Origin of the sequence: Rhizobium sp. PL01, assembly GCF_033447125.1 — a bacterium.
Taxonomy (GTDB): Bacteria; Pseudomonadota; Alphaproteobacteria; order Rhizobiales; family Rhizobiaceae; genus Pararhizobium.
On the sequence record NZ_JAWQUM010000004.1, the window covers coordinates 63245 to 79828 of the forward strand.

At 61.6% G+C, this 16584-nt stretch carries 15 protein-coding genes; 9 read left to right on the forward strand and 6 right to left on the reverse strand.

What is annotated here, in order from left to right:
- Positions 1–88 precede the first annotated feature (88 nt).
- The 7 genes from R6X40_RS10735 (at position 89) to R6X40_RS10765 (ending at position 6924) form a co-directional block, all read left to right on the forward strand.
- Positions 89–928: a transporter substrate-binding domain-containing protein gene (locus R6X40_RS10735; protein ID WP_318413368.1), complete on the forward strand. Its 840-nt coding sequence runs from the start codon at positions 89–91 to the stop codon at positions 926–928.
- Positions 929–1065: 137 nt separating this feature from the next.
- Positions 1066–1788 carry an ABC transporter permease subunit gene (locus R6X40_RS10740; RefSeq protein ID WP_318413369.1) on the forward strand — a complete coding sequence of 241 codons (723 nt, stop codon included), beginning with the start codon at positions 1066–1068 and terminating at the stop codon, positions 1786–1788.
- 15 nt (positions 1789–1803) lie between these two features.
- On the forward strand, positions 1804–2514 hold the full coding sequence (locus tag R6X40_RS10745; protein ID WP_318413371.1) for an ABC transporter permease subunit: 711 nt from the start codon (positions 1804–1806) through the stop codon (positions 2512–2514).
- Between the two features lie 32 nt (positions 2515–2546).
- Entirely contained in the window at positions 2547–3317 is a 771-nt protein-coding gene (locus R6X40_RS10750) for an ABC transporter ATP-binding protein (protein WP_113247239.1), read from the forward strand.
- Between the two features lie 2 nt (positions 3318–3319).
- Positions 3320–4813: a histidine ammonia-lyase gene (locus R6X40_RS10755; protein ID WP_318413372.1), complete on the forward strand. Its 1494-nt coding sequence runs from the start codon at positions 3320–3322 to the stop codon at positions 4811–4813.
- Between the two features lie 21 nt (positions 4814–4834).
- Positions 4835–5992, forward strand: coding sequence for an N-methyl-L-tryptophan oxidase (gene solA / locus R6X40_RS10760; RefSeq protein WP_318413373.1), 1158 nt, complete (start codon positions 4835–4837; stop codon positions 5990–5992).
- 2 nt (positions 5993–5994) lie between these two features.
- Complete coding sequence (locus R6X40_RS10765; protein ID WP_318413375.1) at positions 5995–6924, forward strand: arginase family protein; 930 nt, start codon at positions 5995–5997, stop codon at positions 6922–6924.
- A gap of 3 nt (positions 6925–6927) precedes the next feature.
- On the opposite strand, the gene R6X40_RS10770 is transcribed toward R6X40_RS10765, so the two are convergent.
- The 6 genes from R6X40_RS10770 to hutI all read right to left on the reverse strand — a co-directional run bounded on the left by R6X40_RS10770 (position 6928) and on the right by hutI (position 14231).
- Positions 6928–7500, reverse strand: a complete 573-nt coding sequence (locus R6X40_RS10770) for a HutD family protein (RefSeq protein WP_318413378.1) — start codon at positions 7498–7500, stop codon at positions 6928–6930.
- On the reverse strand, positions 7500–8825 hold the full coding sequence (locus R6X40_RS10775; RefSeq protein WP_318413380.1) for a YjiH family protein: 1326 nt from the start codon (positions 8823–8825) through the stop codon (positions 7500–7502). The genes R6X40_RS10770 and R6X40_RS10775 overlap by 1 nt, the downstream gene beginning before the upstream one ends.
- 67 nt (positions 8826–8892) lie before the next feature.
- The gene (gene hutU / locus R6X40_RS10780) at positions 8893–10566 is read right to left on the reverse strand and encodes a urocanate hydratase (protein ID WP_318413382.1); all 1674 of its coding nucleotides are present in this window, start codon (positions 10564–10566) and stop codon (positions 8893–8895) included.
- Positions 10563–11396 carry an N-formylglutamate deformylase gene (gene hutG, locus R6X40_RS10785; protein WP_318413384.1) on the reverse strand — a complete coding sequence of 278 codons (834 nt, stop codon included), beginning with the start codon at positions 11394–11396 and terminating at the stop codon, positions 10563–10565. Before hutG ends, hutU begins: the two co-directional genes overlap by 4 nt.
- 1 nt (position 11397) lies before the next feature.
- On the reverse strand, positions 11398–12933 hold the full coding sequence (gene hutH / locus R6X40_RS10790; RefSeq protein ID WP_318413386.1) for a histidine ammonia-lyase: 1536 nt from the start codon (positions 12931–12933) through the stop codon (positions 11398–11400).
- Positions 12934–12980: 47 nt separating this feature from the next.
- Entirely contained in the window at positions 12981–14231 is a 1251-nt protein-coding gene (hutI, locus tag R6X40_RS10795; protein ID WP_318413387.1) for an imidazolonepropionase, read from the reverse strand.
- Positions 14232–14331: 100 nt separating this feature from the next.
- Between hutI and R6X40_RS10800 the strand changes: the two genes are divergently transcribed.
- Together R6X40_RS10800 and hutC are read left to right on the forward strand one after the other, a co-directional pair.
- Complete coding sequence (locus tag R6X40_RS10800; protein WP_318413389.1) at positions 14332–15672, forward strand: formimidoylglutamate deiminase; 1341 nt, start codon at positions 14332–14334, stop codon at positions 15670–15672.
- A gap of 98 nt (positions 15673–15770) precedes the next feature.
- Entirely contained in the window at positions 15771–16532 is a 762-nt protein-coding gene (gene hutC / locus R6X40_RS10805; RefSeq protein ID WP_318414196.1) for a histidine utilization repressor, read from the forward strand.
- Positions 16533–16584 lie beyond the last annotated feature (52 nt).

Below are 16584 nucleotides of genomic sequence, written 5' to 3' on the forward strand. Positions count from 1 at the left end.
ATTTTTTCCCCGTTATTCATCGATTTATTTGTGAAGCCGGCGCAGATCGGCGGACGTTGTTGAAGATAAACCTCAGAGGAACGTGAACATGAACCTGTCAAAATTTCTGATGGCTGGTGCCGTCGCATTCGCAACTCTTGCCGCTCCTATGGCTCAGGCCAAGGACTGGAAGACTGTTACCATCACGCTTGAAGGCGCCTATGCGCCGTGGAATATCACCAATCCGGACGGCACGCTCGGCGGCTTCGAGCCTGAACTGGCCAAGTATCTCTGCGATCATATGAAGGTTGAGTGCACGCTGGTTGCTTCCGATTGGGACGGCATGATCCCGGCGCTGAATGCCGGCAAGTTCGACGTGATCATGGATGCTTTGTCGATCACCGAAGAGCGCAAGAAGATCATCGACTTCACCATCCCCTATGCCCACACCCACGCCGCTTTTGCGACGCTGAAGGATAGCCCGCTGGCAAATGCAGCTGGCACCGGTACGGTCATTAAGCTCGATCCAGGCGCAACCGGCGTCAAGGAAGTCGATGCGATGAAGGCAGCCTTTGCCGGCAAGACCATCGGCATCCAGGCCGCGACAGTCTATTCCAAGTTCATCTATGACAATTTCGGTGATGTCGCCACTGTTCGCGAGTACAAGACCGGAGCAGAGCGCGACCTCGACCTCGAAAGCGGCCGTATCGATCTGGTGTTCGACGATGCCGTCTATCTGATCTCCGCCTTTGAGAAGTCCAACGGTACGCTCGGCTTCACCGGTCCGGAAATCGGCGGCACGATCTTCGGCAGCGGCGAAGGCCTTGGCATCCGTCAGGCCGATACCGACCTGCGCGACATGTTCAACAAGGCTATCGAGGCGGCACTTGCCGACGGCACGATCAAGACGCTGTCGATGAAGTGGTTCAAGACCGACGTTACCCCGTGATCTGAGCTTCTCCCGCCGCTTGCTATTTCGCTGGCGGCGGGCACACTTGCTGCGGCAGGTCGCCTTCGGCGCGGCCTTCCACATCCACTTGACGATCGGGAAGCCGGCTTTGCCGGGAACGACGGGACGCCTGCGGCATGGCATTACTTCAAATGATCGGATTTGGCCCCACCGGCTGGGGCGGACTGCTCTTGGTAGCAGCCCTGATGACGCTCGCCGTCACCGCCGTGGCACTATTGATCGGCGCCATCCTCGGCACTCTGATTGCCTGGGCAAAACTGTCAGGTAGCCGGTTCTTCCGGACGATCGGCGGGATCTACACCACAGTGTTCCGGGGCGTTCCCGAGCTGTTGATCATCTATCTCGTCTATTTTGGCGGATCGAGTGCCATCACCGCCATCGGTACGGCGATGGGCTACGAGGGTTTCCTCGGACTTCCGTCCTTTGCGGCCGGTGCACTCGCCGTTGGTATCATCTCCGGCGCCTATCAGGCCGAGGTGTTTCGCGGCGCTTATCTTGCCATTCCCAAGGGGGAACTGGAGGCGGCGCAGGCGATCGGCATGAACCGTGGTTTACGCTTCCGCCGGATCATCGGCCCGCAGGTGTTTCGCTTCGCCATACCGGGGATCGGCAACGTCTGGCAGCTCAGCCTCAAGGATTCCGCCCTTGTCTCCGTCACAGGTCTTGCCGACCTGATGCGCACCAGCCAGGTCGCAGCCGGATCGACGCGGCAGCACTTCTTGTTCTTCATTGTCGGCGGCTGTCTCTATCTGATCCTCACCAGCATCTCGGACCGCATTTTCACCAGCGCTGAAAAGCGCGCCAGCCGCAGCATGCCTTCCGGCATCGGCCAGGCTTGATCGAGGAGACGCGTGATGGATTTCGCCTTCATGTTCGAGACCATGAAAACGCTGCTGGCGGCTCTGCCGATGACACTGGCGCTGTTTTCCCTTTCTGTCCTGTTCGGCGGAATCCTGGCGCTTCTGATCGTCTGGATGCGTGTTAGCGGCAATGCCGCCGCGCGCAACTTCGCCAAGGGTTACATTTTCATCTTTCGGGGTTCGCCGCTTCTGATCCAGATGTTCCTGATCTTTTATGGTCTGGGTCAATTCGGCTTCATTCGCTACAGCTTCCTGTGGCCGGCGTTGCGCGAACCGTTCGTCTGCGCTGTGCTGTCGCTGGCGCTCTGCACGGCCGGCTATTCGGCGGAAATCTTCCGCTTCGGTTTGCGGGCGATTCCGTCCAAGGAAATCGAGGCGGCGCGCGCGATCGGCATGTCCGGCTTTCTCTTGACGCGGCGCATTCTCGCCCCGATCGCATTCCGTCATGCGCTGCCCGCCTATTCGACCGAGGTGGTGATGATGGTGAAATCAACGGCGCTCGCCAGCCTCGTTACGGTCTGGGAAGTGACCGGTGTTGCCCAGCGGCTGATCTCGCAGACCTACCGCACGATGGAAGTCTTCCTTTGTGCCGCAGCTATCTATCTCATTCTCAACTTCATCATCCTGCAGGCCATGGCGCTGCTGGAATACAAGCTGACCCCGCATCGCCGTTCAGCCCCGCTTTTCCCGGTACCGCAACGATGAACGCCGCGACCCCCAACCAGACTGGAACGACCATGGCAGGCACGACCCGGCTTTCCGTCCGCAATATCCGCAAGAGTTTTGGTACGCATGAAGTGCTGCGCGGCATTTCGCTTGAGGCGCGCGACGGTGACGTCATCTCGCTTCTCGGCGCCAGCGGTTCGGGAAAATCGACCTTCCTGCGCTGTATCAATCTTCTCGAAATCGCCGATCACGGCGAGATCTCCGTCGATGGCGAGCTGATCCAGATGCAGCAGCGTGGCGGAAAGAATGTTCCGGCCAACCGCCGCCAGGTGGATAGGATCCGTTCCGAACTCGGCATGGTGTTCCAGTCGTTCAATCTCTGGTCCCACATGACGATCCTCGAGAATGTTATCGAGGGACCGGTTCATGTGCTGAAGCGGCCACGCGCCGAATGTATCGCCGAAGCCGAAGCGCTCCTGGAAAAGGTTGGTATCGCCGAAAAGCGCCATGCCTATCCGGCGCATCTCTCAGGCGGCCAGCAGCAGCGCGCGGCAATCGCCCGCTCGCTGGCGATGAAGCCGAAGGTGATGCTGTTTGACGAGCCGACCTCGGCGCTCGATCCGGAACTGGTCGGCGAAGTGCTGCGCGTCATGCGCTCATTGGCCGAAGAGGGCATGACCATGCTGGTCGTCACCCACGAAATGAGCTTCGCCCGCAACGTTTCCAACCGCGTGATCTTCATGAAATCCGGCGAGATCGACAGCGATGGTGCACCGGAAGAATTGTTTGGCTCCGGCGGTTCGCCCAGCTTCCGCCAGTTCATCGGCAATTTCGGAGGCTGATCGTGCAGACTATCGTGCTTGAGACGGCGCTCGACTGGCGCACCGTGGCGGCGGTTGCCGATGGTGCTAGACTTTCTCTTTCCGACGCTGCCAAAGAGCGGATCGAAACAGCCAGTCGGATCGTTTCGTCAATTGTCGAAAGTGGCGTGCGTGCCTACGGAGTGAACACAGGCGTCGGCGCGCTGGCCGATACGGTCGTCGATCGTCCCTCGCAAAGCCGCTTGTCGCGCAACATCATTCTCAGTCATGCTTGCGGTGTCGGCCCGGTTCTGGAAACGCGTGAAGTCCGCGCCATCATCGCCGCGCAGATCGCCAATTTTTCCCATGGCCATTCCGGCGTGCGCCCGGTGATCGTCGAACTGCTGCAGACGTTTCTACGCGAAGACTGCATTCCCGAAGTGCCTTCCAAGGGCTCGGCCGGTTATCTCAGCCACAATGCCCATATTGCGTTGGTGCTGATCGGCGAAGGCAGGGCGCGGCTAAAGGGCAAGCCCGTGACCGGTGCCGAAGCTCTGAAGGCGCTCGGCGTCGCGCCGCTGGTTCTGCAGGCAAAGGAGGGCTTGAGCCTCGTCAACGGGACAGCCTGCTCCACGGGGCTTGGGTCGGTGGCCCTGGCGCGAGCGGAACGGCTGCTGAGCTGGGCCGACGCCATCGCGTCGCTGACGATCGAGGCACTCGGTTGCCAGATGACCGCCTTCGATGCGGATGTGCTCGCCCTTCGTAAATCCGCGGGGATCGAGAAGGTCGGCAAGATTTTGCGCGATCGTCTTGCGGGAAGCGGCTTGATCGAAGCCGCAAAGGGCGCGCGGACTCAGGATGCCCTGAGCCTGCGTTCGGTTCCGCATACCCATGGCGCCGGATGGGATGTGTTCGATTTCGTGAGCCAGATCGTCAATCAGGAACTGGCTTCCGTGACCGACAATCCGGCGGTTTCCGGTACGCCGGAAGCGCCGGTGGTCTCGTCCGAGGCGCATGCCGTGGCGCCTGGGCTCGGACAGGCGCTGGATAGCCTCGCCATCGCAATCGCCCAGATCTCGATGATGAGCGAGCGCCGCATCGACCGTCTCGTCAATCCGCTGGTCAGCGGCCTTCCGGCTTTTCTGGCGGTTGATCCGGGTGCAGGCTCCGGTTTCATGATCGCCCAATATACGGCGGCAGCGCTTGCTGCGGAAAACCGCCGCCTCGGGGCACCGGCAAGCCTTGATGGCGGTATCACTTCGGCGCTGCAGGAGGATTTCCTTGGGCATCCGACAGCGGCGGCCAATAAGTTGCTTGCCGTGATCGACAATGCCGAGCAGATTTTCGGTATCGAATTTGCGGCTGCGGCACAGGCCCAGGATTTCAAGGCGAGTGTAGCAACTCGCGCGGCTGGTACCGATGTGCTCTATCGCCTTTTCCGTGGTGCTGTGCCAACCTATGCCGACGACCGGCCGCTCGGCTGGGATCTGGAAAAAGCCCGTGATCTCCTCCGTGGATCGCCGCCTCCACACATCTGAAATTCCCGAAAGGATACCGCCATGACCGCCCATTTCGACGTTGCCGTTGTCGGCCTTGGCGCCATGGGAAGCGCTGCCATCGCCCATCTGGCGGCCCGTGGCGTAAAAGCGATCGGCATTGATGCCTACTATCCGGCTCATGCGCTGAGCTCGTCGCATGGCGATAGCCGTTTGATCCGGCTTGGTTATTTCGAGGACCCATCCTATGTGCCGTTGCTCCAGCGTGCCTATGCCAACTGGCGGGCGCTGGAAGCACGGCTGCGCGAAGATATCCTGACGATCACCGGCGTGCTGCAGATCGGTAAACCCGACAGCAAGATTGTCAGCGGAACGAAGAAGAGCTGCGCGCTGCACCATCTGCCGCTGGAAACGTTGGATCCCGACGAGATGCGCCGCCGGTTCCCGGTGTTTTCGCTGGATAGCGACGAGGTTGCGTTGCTCGATCCGCAGGGTGGTTACCTCCGGCCGGAAGCTGCTGTGATGGGCCATCTCAAGCTTGCCGCCGCCGATGGTGCGGCCCTGCATTTTGGTGAGAAGGTCACGACGATCGAGCCGGGCGAGGGCGGTGTGACAATCGTTTCGGATACGGGCCGCTATCACGCCAGCAAGGTGATCGTGGCGACCGGTTCGTGGATCGGCGAACTGGTGCCTGATCTGCGCGATCATGCGGTGCCGATCAAGCAAGTCGTCTCCTGGTACCAGCCAACGGACGGTTTTGTGACCATGCAGCAACGCATGCCGGTGTTCATTCGCGACGAGGGTGAGAACGGCTCCTTCTTCGGCTTCCCGGCCATCGGTGTCGACGGCGTCAAGGTCGGCCGTCATGCGCATTTTCGCGAGCCGATCGATCCCAACCAGCCCAATCCGCCTGTGAATGACAAGGACACGGATCTTCTCGACAGTTTCATTCGGCGCCGCCTTCCGGCCGCTGCCGGGGTGCGGGTACGCTCCACCACCTGCCGCTATACGATGCTGCCGAGTGAGGATTTTCTGATCGACCTTTTGCCGGGTGACGAGCGCATTGTCGTCGCATCGCCCTGTTCGGGTCACGGGTTCAAATTCACCAGCGTCGTTGGCGAAATTCTCGCCGATCTGGCATTGGACGGCGGCACGGACCTGCCAATCGGCGCCTTCTCATTTGCGGCGATGAACCGCTTCCTTGCAGCACGGGCGGCTTGAGCGTGACCTATACTCTTCTTCCCGCATCCGAAACATTCCTCGGCATTCCCTCGGCGACGGTGGCGCAAGCCGGAGCGGCCGTGATCTTCGGTGCGGAGCACGGTACCGCTTACGGCAGTGCAGCCACGGGCGAGACGCCGGACACTTCAGGCCCCGATGCAGTCCGCCGGGCGATCACCGCGGCCTCCGTGCAGATCGACCATTGGGATTTCGATTTCGACGGTCCGCTGCTCAATAATGGTGCTCTTGAGGCGTTCGATCTCGGCAATATCGCGACAAACGCGGACGATAATGTCGGCAATCGCGCGGCCATCGAAGCCGTCGCGCGTTATATCTGCGCGGCTGGGGCGGTGCCGGTGCTGATCGGTGGTGACGATTCTGTTGCTATCCCGTTCATGCGCGGTCTTGCAGACACCGAGGCGCTGCACATTCTGCAGATCGATGCGCATATCGACTGGCGCGATCGGATCGGCGATGAACCGCTTGGCTATTCCTCCACGATGCGCCGCGCGTCGGAACTTGCCTCTGTCCGTTCCATGACGCAGGTCGGTATTCGTGCTGTCGGCAGCGCGCGGCGCGAAGAGGTCGAGATTGCGCGTGCGTGGGGTTCGCGGCTGGTGACCGTGCGTCAGGCCCGCTCGATCGGCATGGCCGAAATCGCCAATGCCATTCCGCGTGACGGCAAGCTCTTGATTCACATCGATCTCGATGCGCTCGATCCATCGATCTGCCCGGGCGTCAACGCGCTGTCGCCGGGTGGCTTGCGTCTGGATGAAGTCACGGACCTGATCGCGGCTGCAATGACGGGCCGCGATCTTGCCGGATTTTCGATCGTCGAGTTCCGGCCGCAGGCGGATGTCAACGACATGACGGCGACCGTTGCCGGCCGCCTGATCTGCCATGTGCTTGGTCATCTCGCCCGCAGGGCTTAAAGATCAGGCCGCAACGATCCGGATCAGATAGGCATCGGTCGGCATGTCGGATGTCACAAGGCAAAGCCCTTCGATGATGGCGCAGTCCAATCGTCCGAGTTCGGCGGCATGGGCGTCGCTGTCAATCCGCAGATTGCCAAGCGACAGAAGCAGGGTGACCCCGCCTTCGGAATCCAGGCGATGCTGGCCTTCGAATGTGTGCCGTTCGGCGCGATGTACCCACTGGCTGCGCCGGGTCATGACGTTGAGATCGAGGATCGTACCCGATACCAGTTTGGCTGTCGTTGCTGCATCTGCCGGAAAGGCCAACGGCTCCGACGTTTTTGTCAGCACCACCGGGGAGCGCCCGGCGATGTCCAGTTCCATTCCGTTGCCCTCCAGGATCGACAGCGTGCGGTCGATGCCAGGGAAGGTGGAGAAGGGACCGTCGGTTGCGACCGTTGCCATGCTGACGCGCCAGCCGAAGGCCGAAAGATCGGCCTCCGGTGGAAAAACCGCAATCTCGACCGTCTCGCCGCCGCCGTTTTTCCACGGCATGCGGCGATGGTCGGCGGCTTTGAGAAGCCGGAGCGTCATCAGTTCAACCAGCCCATGGAAACGGCCAGCCAGGCGATGGGGGCCGTGAACAGGATGCTGAGTGCCGTGCGGATGTACCAGATCACCAGCAGGTTGCGGAATGACAGCGGGATCGAGGTTGCGAGCACGCAAGGGATCGATGCCGACAGGAACAGGACCTGACTGACGGAGACGACGGCTGCGACGAACTTCAATCCGACATCGGCTTCCTTGAGCAGGATGGCCGGCAGGAACATTTCGGCAAGGCCCGCAGCCATCGATTTGGCTGCGAGCATCGGGTCGGCGAACTGGGCAATCCAGGTGAACGGATAGAGCGTCAGGCCGAGGATGTCGAACAGCGGTGTGTACTTGGCGGCCAGCAGGCCGAGAAGGCCAACGGCCATGATGCTCGGCAGGATCATTGCCGCCATGCGCAGGCCGTCGATGAAGGTGTCGCGCAGCAGAGTCGGCAGGTTCGTTGCGGCCTGTGCCTGTTCGATACCGACGTCGATGGCCGTCTGAATCCGGCTCTTGCCCACAGGTAGCGGCAGGTCGCGGTTGGCAGGATGTTCCATGCCGGCGATCGGCCACAGGCGGGCGGTGATTGCCGAGACCAGGAAGGTGACGAAGAAGGTCGTCCAGAAATAGAGGTTCCAGGCGGGCATCAGGCCCAGGGTCTTGGCGACGATGATCATGAAGGTGGCCGAAACCGTCGAGAAGCCTGTGGCAATGATCGCGGCTTCGCGAACCGTATACTTGCCTTCCTTGAAGACGCGGTCGGTAATCAGAAGCGCCAGCGAATAGCTGCCGACGAACGAGGCGACAGCATCAATGGCCGACCAGCCCGGTGTGCGCCAGATCGGACGCATGACCGGCTGCACCAGAACACCGGTGAATTCCAACAGGCCGTAACCGATCAGGAAAGCCAGCGCCAAAGCGCCGATCGGTACGATCAGGCCGACGGAAAGAACGAGCTTGTCGAACAGGAAGGGCAGCATGTCGGGCGTGAAGAAGTTCGCCGGGCCGATACCTGCGAGATACATGCCGGCCAGAGCAAGACCGAGCACTCGAAGGACGGAGAAAATCATGTCGGTGATGGATTTGTTCCAGGTACCGCGCACGAACGGACCAAACGCACCATAGGCCATCAACAGGCAGACGAAGGTCACGGCTACGGGGCGGAGCTGTGTGGCGATCGCGGTTGCTGCATGGTCGAGCAGGATGGTGGATTTCTCTGCGATCGTAACGGGCACGAAGAACAGGAAGATGCCGATAAGGCTAAAGAAAACGAGTTTGAAAGCTGCGCTGCCGCGCGAGCCTCCGCTTTGTGCAGTGATATCTGTCATGAGATTCTCCCCCCGTATGACGTAAGAACAAGAAGGGGCGGCCTGATGAGCCGCCCCTTGTATGAAATCAGTTGCCGAGGATGCCCGGCAGGCGCAGGCCCTTTTCCTTGGCGCAATCGATGGCGATCTCATAGCCCGCATCGGCGTGGCGCATGACCCCGGTTGCCGGGTCGTTCCAGAGCACGCGATCGAGGCGGCGGGCCGCGTCATCGGTACCATCGGCGCAGATAACGACGCCCGAATGCTGCGAGAAGCCCATGCCGACGCCGCCGCCGTGATGCAGCGACACCCAGGTGGCGCCCGATGCGGTGTTGAGCAGGGCGTTCAAGAGTGGCCAGTCGGACACGGCGTCCGAACCGTCCTTCATGGCTTCCGTTTCGCGGTTCGGCGAGGCGACGGAGCCACTATCGAGGTGATCGCGGCCGATGACGACCGGGGCCGAAAGCTCGCCGGTCCTGACCATCTCGTTGAACGCGAGGCCGAGGCGGTGACGATCGCCGAGGCCAACCCAGCAAATGCGTGCCGGCAGGCCCTGGAAGGCGATGCGTTCGGCGGCCATGTCGAGCCAGTTGTGCAGGTGCTTGTTGTCCGGCAGCAGTTCCTTCACCTTGGCGTCGGTCTTGCGGATATCTTCCGGATCGCCCGAGAGCGCGGCCCAGCGGAACGGGCCGATGCCGCGGCAGAACAGCGGGCGGATATAGGCCGGAACGAAGCCCGGGAAGGCGAAGGCATTTTCGAGGCCTTCGTCCTTGGCAACCTGGCGGATGTTGTTGCCGTAGTCGAAGGTCGGGATGCCCATGTCCTGGAAAGCGATCATCGCTTCGACATGTTCGCGCATCGAGGCGCGGGCAGCCTTTTCGACGGCCTTCGGATCGCTCTCGCGCTTTTCCTTCCACTCTCCCATCGTCCAGCCCTTTGGCAGGTAGCCGTTGATCGGGTCGTGGGCGGAGGTCTGGTCGGTGACCATGTCAGGGCGGATGCCGCGGCGGACCATTTCCGGCAGGATTTCGGCGGTATTGCCGAGCAATCCCACCGACTTGGCTTCACCGGCAGCGGTCCAGCGGTTGATCATCTCCAGGGCTTCATCGAGGGTTTCGGCCCGGGCGTCGACGTAGCGGGTGCGCAGACGGAAATCGATGGAATCAGGGTTGCATTCGATGGCGAGGCAGCAGGCGCCGGCCATGACGGCCGCCAGTGGCTGGGCGCCGCCCATGCCGCCGAGGCCGCCGGTGAGGACCCACTTGCCCTTGAGGTCGCCGTTGTAATGCTGGCGGCCGGCCTCGACGAAGGTTTCGTAGGTGCCCTGAACGATGCCTTGCGTGCCGATGTAAATCCACGAACCGGCGGTCATCTGGCCGTACATGGCGAGACCCTTCTTATCCAGTTCGTTGAAGTGATCCCAGTTCGCCCAATGCGGCACCAGGTTGGAGTTGGCGATCAGGACGCGCGGAGCATCCTTGTGGGTGCGGAAAACGCCGACCGGCTTGCCGGACTGCACCATTAGCGTTTCGTCTTCGTTGAGATCGCGCAGCGTTTCGACGATCTTGTCGAAGTCGGCCCAGGTGCGGGCGGCGCGGCCGATGCCGCCATAGACGACCAGTTCATGCGGGTTCTCGGCCACTTCCGGGTCGAGATTGTTCATCAGCATGCGAAGCGGTGCTTCGGTCATCCAGGACTTTGCCGTCAGTTCGGTGCCGCGGGCGGCGCGGACGTCGCGGATATTGTGACGAGGATTGGTCATTTGGTTCCCCTTGTGTGTGGTGCCTGGGTTTGCTTTGCCAGTGTCAGCGCAATCGTTTCGATGCGCGTGAGAATGTCTTTCAAGTGAATGCGAAGTTTGGCGGCCTTGGCTTCGTCATAGGCGAAGGGCGGGGTTTCCGTGCTCAGATGCGTGGCTTGCGCCAGTTCCATCTGGATCGTTTGGACGCCGTTTTCCTGATCGCTGTAATGGCGCGTCGTCCAGCCGCCCTTGAAGCGGCCGTTGAGAATGCTGGTATAGCCTTCTGCGTTCAAAACCACATCGACGGTTGCGTCTTGAATGGCTGGATCGCAGGTCTTGCCCATATCGGTGCCGACGTTGAAATCGGGCAATGTGCCTTCGAACAGGAAAGGGATATCCGACCGGATCGAATGGCAATCATAGAGCACGGCGATGCCGTGGATGGCCTTCACCCGTTCGATTTCGGCGAGCAGTGCCGCGTGATAAGGCGCGTGGAATTCGGCAAGACGGGCAGCGGTGTCGGCTTCGGTCGGCTCTTCGCCGTCCTTCCAGATCGAAACGCCGTCGAAATCCGTTTCCGGAATGAGCCCGGTGGTGTTCTGGCCCGGGTAGAGGCTGATGCCTTCCGGATCGCGATTGGCATCCAAGACATAGCGATGGAAGGTGGCACGCACTGTCGTCACCTCCGGCAGCAGGCCATCATAGAGGTGATGGATATGCCAGTCGGTATCGGTCAGCAGCCGGCCGGTATCGTTGAGCCGCTCCCAGATGGCGGGCGGTACATCGGTGCCGGTATGCGGGAAACCGAGAATGATGGGCGATGTGCCCTGTTTGACTTCAAAAACGCTCATATCAGGCCTCCAGAACGGGGAGAATGCCGGTGGACACAGCGGCGTTCAGCGTGCCGTTGGCGATGAGGTCGCTCGCTGCCTTGAGGTCGGTCGCCATGTAGCGGTCCACTTCCAGCGTCGGCACGACCTTGCGGATCGCGGTGATGGCGTTGGTCAGTTCCGAGCTGGTGATCAGCGGCGCACGGAAGTCGATGCCCTGGGCTGCCGTCAGCGCTTCGATGCCGATGATGGCAAAGAGGTTGTCGGTCATCTGCAGCAGGCGGCGGGCGCCGTGGCAGGCCATGGAGACATGGTCTTCCTGATTGGCGGACGTCGGCGTCGAATCGACCGAGGCCGGGTGCGACATCTGCTTGTTTTCAGACATCAGCGCTGCCGAGGTGACTTCGGCGATCATCAGGCCGGAGTTGAGACCCGGCTTCTTGGCGAGAAATGCCGGAAGGCCGTAGGAGAGGGCCGGATCGACCAGCAGCGCGATACGGCGCTGCGAGATCGCGCCGATTTCGCAGATGGCAAGGGCGATCTGGTCGGCGGCGAAGGCAACCGGTTCGGCGTGGAAATTGCCGCCGGAAACGACGGAATTGTCAGAGAGGACCAGCGGGTTGTCGGTGACAGCGTTGGCTTCGATTTCGAGCGTGCGGGCAACGGAGCGCAGGAGATCGAGGCAAGCGCCATCAACCTGCGGCTGGCAGCGGATGCAATAGGGATCCTGCACGCGCTCATCGCCTTCGATGTGGCTTTCGCGGATGACCGAGCCCTTGAGCAGGCCACGCAGGGCCGCGGCTGCGTCGATTTGGCCCTTGTGGCCGCGCAGCGTATGGATATCAGGATGGAACGGTGCCGAGGAACCCATGGCGGCGTCGGTCGAAAGCGCGCCGGTGATGAGCGCCGACTTTGCGGCGCGGTGGGCGCGGAACAGGCCGGCGAGCGCCAGCGCCGTCGAGACCTGCGTGCCGTTGATCAGCGCCAGGCCTTCCTTGGCGGCGAGAACGACCGGGGTCAGTCCGGCACGCTCAAGGGCTGCGCGGCCGTCCAGCTGTTCGCCGTTGAAGAAGGCTTCGCCTTCGCCCATCATCACCGCTGCCATATGGGCGAGCGGGGCGAGGTCGCCGGAGGCGCCGACGGAGCCTTTTTCCGGAATGACCGGGATGACGCCCTTTTCGAGCATGCCTTCAATCAGGCGGACGAGTGCGAGCCGGACGCCGGATGCACCGCGGCCGAGCGAGACGAGCTTCAGCGCCATGATCAGGCGAACGATGTTTTCAGCCAGCGGCTGGCCGACGCCGCAGCAATGCGACAGGATCAGATTGCGCTGCAGGGTGGCGACATCGGCGGCATCGATCTTGATGGATGCGAGTTTGCCGAAGCCGGTGTTGATGCCGTAGACCGGCGCGTTGCCGGCGGCGATTTCGGCGATGCGGGCAGCGGCTTTCTCGATGCCCTTGTCGAAGGACGGATCAAGCCGTGCGGGCTCGCCGGTCCAGTAGATGGTTTCGAGTGTCGATAGCGGGACGGAGCCCGGCTGAAGTATCAGGGTCATGTGAAGTCCTCACCTATGCACGGGGTCTCCCAACCGCGTGCTTCAAATCAATGTCCGTTGCGGACGCGCGCATGCAGCGGGTTGAAGCCCATGCGGTAAACAAGTTCGGCCGGCCGCTCGATATTCCAGATAGCGAAATCGGCCCATTTCCCGGGTTCGAGCGTCCCCACCTCATCGACGAGGCCAAGCGCGCGTGCCGCTTCGCGGGTCACGCCTGCGATGCATTCGGTGACCGTCATGCCGAATAGGGTTGCGGCCATGTTCATGGTCAGGAGCAGCGAGGTTAGCGGCGATGTGCCCGGATTGTTGTCGGTGGCGATGGCCATTGCGACGCTGGCGTTGCGGAACAGCTCGATCGGCGGCTTCTTCGTTTCGCGTATGAAATAGAACGCGCCGGGCAGAATGACAGCGACGGTGCCGCTTTTTGCCATCGCCTGCGCTCCGTCTTCATCCGTATATTCCAGATGGTCAGCTGATAGCGCGCCGTATTCGGCGGCAAGGGCAGCACCGTGGAGATTGGAGAGCTGGTCGGCATGCAGCTTGACCGGCAGGCCATGGGCCTTGGCGGCATCGAACACCAGCCGCATTTCGTCGGTCGAAAAGGCAATGCCTTCGCAGAAACCGTCGACCGCATCGGCCAGCCCTTCGGCGGCGATGGCGGGCAGCATTTCGTTGACGACCTTGGCGACGTAACCGGCCTGATCGCCCTTGAATTCCGGCGGCAGCGCATGGGCGCCGAGGAAGGTGGTGCGAACCGCGACATCGCGCTCTTCGCCAAGACGGCGTGCGGCGCGGAGTGCCTTCGCTTCGTTGTCGAGATCGAGGCCGTAGCCGGATTTGATTTCGACGGTGGTCACGCCTTCAGCCATCAAAGCATCGAGACGGGGAAGCGACTGGGCGACAAGCTCGTCTTCGCTGGCTTCGCGCAGCGACCGGACGGAGGAAACGATGCCGCCGCCAGCACGGGCGACTTCTTCGTATGTCGCGCCGGCAAGACGCATCTCGAATTCATTGGCGCGGTCGCCGGCATGGACCAGATGCGTGTGGCAGTCGATCAGGCCGGGGGTGATCCAGCGGCCGCCGCAATCGATGACCTCGGCAGCATTTTCGATCGGGAAGGGCAGGCCGGCTTCATCGCCAGCGTAAAGGATGCGTCCGTCCTGAACGGCAATCACACCGTTTTCGACAAGGCCAAGACCCGGCAGAGCGGGGTTCAGGGTCGCAAGCCGGGCGTTTCGCCAAAGGCGATCGCAAGCGGTTGGCGGGGTGCTGTCAGGTGCCGATTTTATGGAAGACATCGTTTTCTAGCCTTTCCTTTTCGTGCTATTATGTATAGACATAAAGAAAATGAGCGCAAGTGATTTTTTTTGAGCGACGCAGTCAGGAAGGGATGAGGCCTTGACCAGCATTCATGTGAAATCGGCTCTGACGCCGGCAGGATGGCAGAAGGATGTGCGGCTGACGGTCGAGGGTGGCCGGATCGCCTCCATCGAGGCGGGAGTGGCAGCACAGGCTGGCGACGAACGCCACGATATCCTCGTTCCGGGCATGCCGAACCTGCACAGCCACGCATTCCAGCGCGGCATGGCTGGTCTTGCCGAAACACGCGGCCCCGGTGCTGACAGCTTCTGGAGCTGGCGCAATGTCATGTATCGGTTCGCCCTGACGATGACGCCGGATCATGCCGAGGCCGTTGCCAGCCAGCTCTATATGGAAATGCTGGAAGCGGGTTTTTCACGCGTCGGCGAGTTCCATTACCTGCACCACGATATCGATGGTCGGGCTTATACTGATATTTCCGAAATGGCGCAGCGGATCGCTTCGGCGGCGTCCCAGGCGGGGATCGGCCTGACGCTGTTGCCCGTATTCTACGCCCACTCGAGCTTCGGGGGGGCTGCACCGAACGAGGGCCAACGACGGTTCATCAATACCGCCGAGAGTTTCGAGCGGCTGCTCGATGGCTGCCGGTCTGCAGTCAAGAACTTGCCGGAAGGCCGCGTCGGCGTTGCGCCGCACTCGCTGCGGGCGGTGACGCCGGGTGAGCTTGCGGCCGTCGTTGCCATGGCAAAGGATGGGCCGATCCACATTCATGTGGCCGAACAGGTCAAGGAAGTCGAGGATTGCGTCGCCTGGTCCGGTGCGCGGCCGGTCGAATGGCTGCTCGACAATGCGGGGCTCGATGGCCGCTGGTGCCTGATCCACGCAACGCATATGACCGATGACGAAACGCGCCGGATGGCTGAGAGCAAGGCGATTGCCGGTCTCTGCCCGATCACTGAAGCCAATCTTGGCGATGGCACGTTCAATGCTGTCGTTTTCGGCGAAGCGGGTGGAAAATTCGGTATCGGCTCGGATTCCAACGTCCTGATCGGTCTGCCAGACGAGCTGCGCCAGCTTGAATATTCGCAGCGTCTGGCGCATCGCTCCCGCAACGTGCTGGCCGCACCCGGCCAATCGACCGGCCGTGCCCTGTTCGACGGCGCGGTGGATGGTGGTGGCATCGCCATGGCGGCCAAGACGGGGATTGCTGTTGGCAATCCGGCTGATTTCGTCAGCCTGCGGACGCCGGACGGCGATCTCGCAGATGATGTGGTTCTGGATTCCTGGCTGTTTGCCAATGGCACGAAGCCCGACAGTGTCTGGGTGGCGGGCCGCAAGCAGGTCGAAGGCGGAAGGCATCGCAGGCGGGATGAGATATCGGCCCGATTCCGCGGCGTTATGCGCGAACTGTTAGCCTGAGCGGCTCAATTTGACGCGCACATCTTTTCCGGACAAGCACCGCTGAATAATGTCTGCTAGGACCGAACGGATTTGTTGAAGGTGAGTGTGTGGTGAAATTGCAGGATGCCGATCAGGCCGTTGATGCGCCGCTGGCTGAAAGTGCTGGCGACCTGTCGCTGCATCAGCGCATCCTCGGCGATATCGAGGACCGCATTCTGTCCGGCGAGTGGCAACCTGGGTTCCGCATTCCGTTCGAAGTCGATCTGGCCGAGCAATACAAGTGTTCACGGATGACGGTGAACAAGGCGCTGACGCAGCTGGCGAAAACCGGGCTGATCGAGCGGCGGCGCAAGTCCGGCAGCTATGTGACGCAACCACGGGCGCAATCGGCCGTGCTGGAAATCCGCGATATCAAGCTGGAAGTCCAGTCGCTCGGCCTTGCCTATGATTACCGGCTGCAGAGCAAAACCCGGCGCCGTAGCACGGCCGATGACAAACACAGGCTCGGTCTCAGCGCTGCAGATTCCGTTCTTGAGGTGAATTGTACGCATTTAGGCGGCACACGGCCGTTCTGCTTCGAGCAGCGTCTGATCAATCTGACGGCTGTGCCGGATGCGGCAGCGGAGACCTTTGAGGTTGAAGCTCCGGGTCCCTGGCTTTTGAACCGCGTGCCGTGGAGTGCAGCCGAACACACGATCCGGGCCATCGCTGCCGATGAGGTGATTGCAGCAGCTCTGGCGGTCCCAAGCGGAACGCCGTGCCTGACGGTCGAGCGGCGGACGTCGAGCAACGGCTCCTATGTCACGTATGTTCGCCTGATCTATCCGGGCGAACGGCATGCGCTCATCGCCAATTTCACCCCGTCGCAACCCAAATAGATGAAATAGAAGAAGCAGCGCCGGGATACCCAGCGCTGCTTCTTCTATTCGT